This window comes from Pseudomonas sp. 65/3-MNA-CIBAN-0223, from assembly GCF_040310425.1.
GTDB lineage: Bacteria > Pseudomonadota > Gammaproteobacteria > Pseudomonadales > Pseudomonadaceae > Aquipseudomonas > Aquipseudomonas gregormendelii.
In genome coordinates, this window is record NZ_JBEOPV010000028.1 from 65,831 (window position 1) to 72,522 (window position 6,692).

4 protein-coding genes are annotated in these 6,692 nt (G+C 60.8%); all 4 read left to right on the top strand.

Annotated elements, in window-relative coordinates; genetic code table 11:
* The first annotated feature begins 55 nt into the window (after positions 1–55).
* The 4 genes from xdhA to guaD all read left to right on the top strand — a co-directional run bounded on the left by xdhA (position 56) and on the right by guaD (position 6,296).
* Positions 56–1,510, top strand: a complete 1,455-nt coding sequence (xdhA, locus tag AAEZ09_RS25380) for a xanthine dehydrogenase small subunit (protein WP_122838106.1) — start codon at positions 56–58, stop codon at positions 1,508–1,510.
* A complete protein-coding gene (gene xdhB / locus AAEZ09_RS25385) occupies positions 1,503–3,902 on the top strand; it encodes a xanthine dehydrogenase molybdopterin binding subunit (protein ID WP_350601244.1) in 2,400 nt (799 codons plus the stop codon). Before xdhA ends, xdhB begins: the two co-directional genes overlap by 8 nt.
* A 234-nt stretch (positions 3,903–4,136) precedes the next feature.
* Positions 4,137–4,982, top strand: coding sequence for a xanthine dehydrogenase accessory protein XdhC (xdhC, locus tag AAEZ09_RS25390; RefSeq protein ID WP_350601245.1), 846 nt, complete (start codon positions 4,137–4,139; stop codon positions 4,980–4,982).
* A gap of 9 nt (positions 4,983–4,991) precedes the next feature.
* Positions 4,992–6,296, top strand: coding sequence for a guanine deaminase (gene guaD, locus AAEZ09_RS25395; RefSeq protein ID WP_350601247.1), 1,305 nt, complete (start codon positions 4,992–4,994; stop codon positions 6,294–6,296).
* Positions 6,297–6,692: the final 396 nt, after the last annotated feature.

Consider the following 6,692-nt stretch of genomic DNA (forward strand, 5'->3'; position numbering starts at 1 on the left):
CTGATAAATTCGGTGCAAAGCGGTTAACAACAATAATGAGTCTGCGAGGCCTTCCGTGATCCAGTTTTTACTAAACCAGGAACTCCGTAGTGAGCACGCCCTGGACCCGAACCTGACCGTGCTCAATTATCTGCGCGACCATGTGGGCAAACCCGGCACCAAAGAAGGCTGCGCCAGCGGTGACTGCGGCGCCTGCACCGTGGTGGTCGGCGAACTGCAGACGGACGACGCTGGCCGCGAGCACATTCGTTACCGCAGCCTCAACTCGTGCCTGACGTTCGTCTCGTCCCTGCACGGCAAACAACTGATTAGCGTCGAAGACCTCAAGCACCAGGGCGAGCTGCACAGCGTGCAGAAGGCCATGGTCGAATGCCATGGTTCGCAGTGCGGCTTCTGTACCCCCGGCTTCGTGATGTCGTTGTTTGCCCTGCAGAAGAACAGCGATCAACCCGACTCGCACAAGGCCCACGAAGCGCTGGCCGGCAACCTCTGCCGCTGCACCGGCTATCGGCCGATCCTGGAGGCCGCCGAGCAGTCCTGCTGCGGCAAGCCGGCGGACCAGTTCGATGCCCGTGAAGCCGAGACCATTACCCGCCTGAAAGCCATCGCGCCGACCGATATCGGCGAACTCAACAGCGGCGACAAACGCTGCCTGGTGCCGCTGACCGTGGCCGACCTGGCCGACCTCTATGATGCTTATCCACAGGCCCGGCTGCTGGCTGGCGGCACTGACCTGGCGCTGGAAGTCACACAATTCCACCGCACCCTGCCGGTGATGATCTACGTCGGCAACGTCGCCGAGATGAAGCGCATCGAACGCTTCGACGATCGCCTGGAAATCGGCGCCGCCACCGCCCTCTCCGATTGCTACGAAGCCTTGAAGGCCGAGTACCCGGACTTCGGTGAATTGCTGCAACGCTTCGCTTCATTACAGATCCGCAACCAGGGCACCCTGGGCGGCAACATTGGTAATGCTTCGCCGATTGGCGACTCGCCGCCGCTGCTGATAGCACTGGGCGCGCAGATCGTCCTGTGCAAGGGCGAAACCCGCCGCACCCTGGCCCTGGAAGATTATTTCATCGACTACCGCGTGACTGCGCGGCAGGAAAGCGAGTTCATCGAGAAGATCATCATTCCGCGCGCCAGCGCTGAACAACTGTTCCGCGCCTACAAGGTTTCCAAGCGCCTGGACGATGATATTTCCGCAGTCTGCGCCGCGTTCAACCTGCGCATTGAAAACGGTGTGATCGCCGATGCCCGCGTGGCATTCGGTGGCATGGCGGCAATTCCGAAACGGGCCAGTCACTGCGAAACCGTGTTGCTCGGCGCGCCGTTCAACCACGCCACGGTGGAACGCGCCTGCGCGGCCCTGGCGCAGGATTTCACGCCGCTCTCGGACTTCCGCGCCAGCAAGGAATACCGCCTGCTCAGCGCGCAAAACCTGCTGCGCAAATACTTTATCGAACTGCAAACACCGCACATCGAGACTCGGGTGACCGCTTATGTCTAATCATCACGCTGTAGAGAAGACCCAAGCCGAACTGGCTGAACTGTTCGCCAAGGACCTGACCACCGGTGTCGGCCGCAGCGTCAAGCACGACAGCGCCGCCAAGCATGTGTCCGGTGAAGCGCAGTACATCGACGACCGCCTGGAATTTCCCAACCAGTTGCACCTCTACGCGCGGCTGTCGGACCGTGCCCACGCGAAAATCATCAGCATTGATACCCGCCCCTGCTATGCCTTCGAAGGCGTGCGCATCGCCATCACCCACGAAGACGTGCCGGGCCTCAAAGACATCGGCCCGTTGATGCCGGGTGATCCCTTGCTGGCCATCGATGACGTGCAGTTCGTCGGCCAACCGGTGCTGGCCGTCGCGGCGAAAGACCTGGAAACCGCGCGCAAAGCTGCGATGGCGGCGATCATCGAATACGAAGACCTCGAGCCGGTGCTGGACGTGGTCGAGGCCCTGCGCAAGCGCCACTTTGTACTCGACAGTCACACTCATCAACGCGGCGATTCCACCACTGCGCTGGCGACCGCCGAACATCGCATCCAGGGCACGCTGCACATCGGCGGCCAGGAGCACTTTTACCTCGAAACCCAGATCTCCTCGGTGATGCCGACCGAAGACGGCGGGATGATCGTCTACTGCTCGACCCAGAACCCCACCGAAGTGCAGAAACTGGTGGCCGAGGTGCTGGACGTGTCGATGAACAAGATCGTGGTCGACATGCGCCGCATGGGCGGCGGCTTTGGTGGCAAGGAAACCCAGGCCGCGAGCCCTGCGTGCCTATGCGCGGTGGTCGCCCACCTGACCGGCCAGCCGACCAAGATGCGCCTGCCGCGGGTCGAAGACATGCTGATGACCGGCAAGCGTCACCCGTTTTATGTTGAATACGACGTGGGCTTCGACAGCACCGGGCGCCTGCATGGCATCGCCCTGGAACTGGCCGGCAACTGCGGCTGCTCGCCGGACCTTTCGGCATCGATTGTCGACCGGGCGATGTTCCATGCCGACAACTCGTATTACTTGGGCGATGCGACCATCAACGGTCATCGCTGCAAGACCAACACCGCGTCCAACACCGCTTACCGTGGCTTCGGTGGCCCGCAAGGGATGGTCGCGATCGAAGAAGTGATGGATTCCATTGCCCGGCACCTGGGCCTCGACCCACTGGCGGTGCGCAAGGCCAACTACTACGGCAAGACCGAGCGTAACGTCACTCACTACTACCAGACCGTCGAGCACAACATGCTCGAGGAAATGACCGCCGAACTGGAAGAAAGCAGCCAGTACGCCGAACGTCGCGAAGCGATCCGGCGCTACAACGCCAACAGCCCGATCCTGAAAAAAGGCCTGGCGCTGACCCCGGTGAAATTCGGCATTTCCTTCACCGCCAGTTTCCTCAACCAGGCCGGCGCGCTGATCCACATCTACACCGATGGCAGCATTCACCTGAACCATGGCGGCACTGAAATGGGCCAGGGTTTGAACACCAAGGTGGCGCAGGTGGTGGCTGAAGTGTTCCAGGTGGAAATGGACCGGGTGCAGATCACCGCAACCAACACCGACAAGGTGCCGAACACCTCGCCGACCGCCGCTTCCAGTGGTGCTGACCTGAACGGCAAGGCCGCGCAGAACGCTGCCGAAATCATCAAGAAACGCCTGGTGGAATTCGCCGGGCGCCAATACAAGGTCAGCGAAGAGGACGTGGAATTCCACAACGGTCACGTGCGGGTACGCGACCATATCCTGACGTTCGAAGCCTTGATCCAGCAGGCGTATTTCGCCCAGGTATCGCTGTCGAGCACCGGGTTCTACAAGACCCCGAAAATCTTCTACGACCGCAGTCAGGCCCGGGGTCGGCCGTTCTACTACTTCGCCTTCGGCGCTGCCTGCTGCGAAGTGATCATCGACACCCTGACCGGTGAGTACAAGATGCTGCGCACCGACATCCTCCACGACGTTGGCGCCTCGCTGAACCCGGCCATCGACATCGGCCAGGTCGAGGGTGGTTTCATCCAGGGCATGGGCTGGCTGACCATGGAAGAGCTGGTGTGGAACAACAAGGGCAAGCTGATGACCAACGGCCCGGCCAGCTACAAGATCCCGGCGGTGGCGGACATGCCGCTGGACCTGCGGGTCAAGCTGGTGGAAAACCGCAAGAACCCGGAAGACACGGTGTTCCATTCCAAGGCAGTCGGTGAGCCGCCGTTCATGCTCGGCATCGCGGCCTGGTGCGCGATCAAGGATGCGGTGGCGAGCCTGGGTGACTACAGGCATCAACCGCAAATCGACGCACCAGCGACCCCGGAGCGGGTGTTGTGGGGCTGTGAGCAGATGCGGCAGTTGAAGGCGGCGAAAGCGGTTGAAGCAGAGGCCGAGTTGGCTTCGCTTTAAACCCAGGCGCGGCTAATCGCCAGCAGGCTGGCTCCCACAGGATTTTGTACTGGATCCAGATTCTGGGAACACCAGAAAAACCTGTGGGAGCTAGCCTGCTAGCGATATTGCCAGCAGGCTGGCTCACACAGGATTCTGTACTGAATCCATATTCTGTGAACACCACAAAAACCTGTGGGAGCTAGCTTGCTAGCGATGACGGTCGAACAGACACCAAAGATGCTGAGGTGAAACATGTACAACTGGATCGACGCCCTCGCCGACCTGCAACACCAGGGTGAGCCCTGCGTGCTGGTCACCATCATCGAAGAACTCGGCTCGACTCCGCGTAACGCCGGCTCGAAAATGGTCATCAGCGTCAACCAGTCCTTCGACACCATCGGTGGCGGGCACCTGGAATACAAGGCCATGCAGATCGCCCGCGAGATGCTTGCCAGCGGCCGGCAGGACACCCACCTGGAGCGCTTCAGCCTGGGCGCCAGCCTGGGTCAGTGCTGCGGTGGCGTCACCGTGTTGCTGTTCGAGCCGATGGGCCAGGTGCAGGCCCAGATCGCCGTGTTCGGTGCCGGCCACGTCGGGCGCGCGCTGGTGCCGCTGCTTGCCAGCCTGCCCTGCCGGGTGCGCTGGATCGACTCGCGGGAATCTGAATTCCCTGAGCAGATCCCCCACGGCGTGCGCAAGATCGTCAGCGAAGAGCCTGTGGATGAAATCGATAACCTGCCCGCTGGCAGTTACTGCATCGTCATGACCCACAACCACCTGCTCGACCTTGAACTCACTGCCGCACTGCTCAAGCGCAACGATTTCACCTACTTCGGCCTGATCGGCTCGAAGACCAAACGGGTAAAATTCGAACACCGCCTGCGTGACCGCGGCTTCGACAGCGCCGTGCTGCAACGCATGCGCTGCCCGATGGGCATTGGCGAAGTCAAAGGCAAACTGCCTGTGGAAATTGCCATCTCCATCGCCGGCGAAATCATCGCCACGTACAACGCCAGTTTCGGCCAGCAGACTGCCAGCGCCGGATCATCAATTGCCAAACTGCTGCCCGCTTCACGTCGCAGCCAAGCCTCCAGTTGAGTAATACACATGCCTTTGACTCGCAAAGCCTACCGCGCCGCCATTTTGCACAGCATCGCCGACCCCGCCGAAGTTGGCATCGAAGCCTCCTATGAGTATTTCGAAGACGGCCTGCTGGTGGTGGACAACGGCCAGATCAGCGCCCTCGGCCACGCCAGCGACCTGCTGCCGACCCTGCCGGCGGACATCGAGATCAACCATTATCAGGATGCCCTGATCACCCCAGGTTTCATCGACACCCACATCCACTTCCCGCAAACCGGCATGGTCGGCGCCTATGGCGAGCAGTTGCTGGACTGGCTTAACACCTACACCTTCCCCTGCGAAAGCCAGTTCGCCGACAAGGCCCACGCCGACGAAGTCGCGGACATTTTCATCAAGGAACTGCTGCGCAACGGCACCACCACCGCCCTGGTATTCGGCAGCGTGCATCCGCAGTCGGTGAACTCGTTCTTCGAGGCCGCCGAGCAGTTGGACCTGCGCATGATCGCCGGCAAGGTGATGATGGACCGCAATGCCCCGGACTACCTGACCGACACCGCCGAATCCAGCTATGTCGAAAGCAAGGCGCTGATCGAGCGCTGGCACGGCAAGGGTCGCCTGCATTACGCGGTGACGCCACGCTTTGCACCGACCAGCACCCCGGAGCAACTGACCCTCGCTGGCCAGTTGCTCGGCGAATACCCTGACCTGTACATGCAGACCCACATCAGCGAAAACCTCAAGGAAGTGGAGTGGGTCAAGGCGCTGTTCCCGGAGCGCAAAGGCTACCTCGACGTCTACGACCACTACCAACTGCTGGGCGAGCGTTCGGTGTTCGCTCATGGCGTGCACCTGTGCGACGACGAGTGCGCGCGCCTGGCTGAGACCGGCTCGGCCATCGCCTTCTGCCCGACGTCGAACTTCTTCCTCGGCAGCGGCCTGTTCAACCTGCCGATGGCTGAAAAGCACAAGTTGAATGTCGGCTTGGGTACGGACGTCGGCGGCGGCACCAGCTTCTCACTGTTGCAGACGCTGAATGAGGCTTACAAGGTAATGCAGCTGCAAGGCGCGCGGCTGAGCCCGTTCAAGTCGCTGTACCTCGCCACCTTGGGCGGCGCTCGTGCGCTGCGCCTGGAAGACAAGATCGGCACGCTCAAGCCCGGCACCGACGCCGACTTCCTGGTGCTGGATTACAACGCCACGCCGCTGCTGAGCTATCGCTTGAAACAGGCCAACAACATTGCCGAGACGTTGTTTGTGCTGATGACCCTGGGGGATGACCGCACGGTGCTGCAGACTTATGCGGCGGGGGCGCTGGTGCATCAGCGATAAGTCTTCGGGCATAAAAAATCCCCCGTCGCTTTTCAGCCCGGGGGATTTTTATTGCCTATCCTGCCGCTATCGCCAGCAGGCTGGCTCCCACAGGTATTGTGGGGTTCACGAGATTTGTGTGCGACCTCAAACCCTGTGAGAGCCTGGCTCCCACAGGTATTTGTGGGGTTCACAAAATTTGCGTGCGACCTCAAACCCTGTGAGAGCCTGGCTCCCACAGGTATTTGTGGGTTCACAAAATTTGTGTGCGACCTCAAACCCTGTGAGAGCCTGGCTCCCACAGGTGTTTGTGGGGTTCACAAAATTTGCGTGCGACCTTAAACCCTGTGAGAGCCTGGCTCCCACAGGTGTTTGTGGGGTTCACAAAATTTGCGTGCGACCTTAAACCCTGTGAGA

Coding starts and splice junctions, on each gene's coding strand:
- xdhB (WP_350601244.1), top strand. CDS start 1,503: ATGTCTAATCATCACGCTGTAGAGAAGACCCAAGCCGAACTGGCTGAA.
- xdhC (WP_350601245.1), top strand. CDS start 4,137: ATGTACAACTGGATCGACGCCCTCGCCGACCTGCAACACCAGGGTGAG.
- guaD (WP_350601247.1), top strand. CDS start 4,992: ATGCCTTTGACTCGCAAAGCCTACCGCGCCGCCATTTTGCACAGCATC.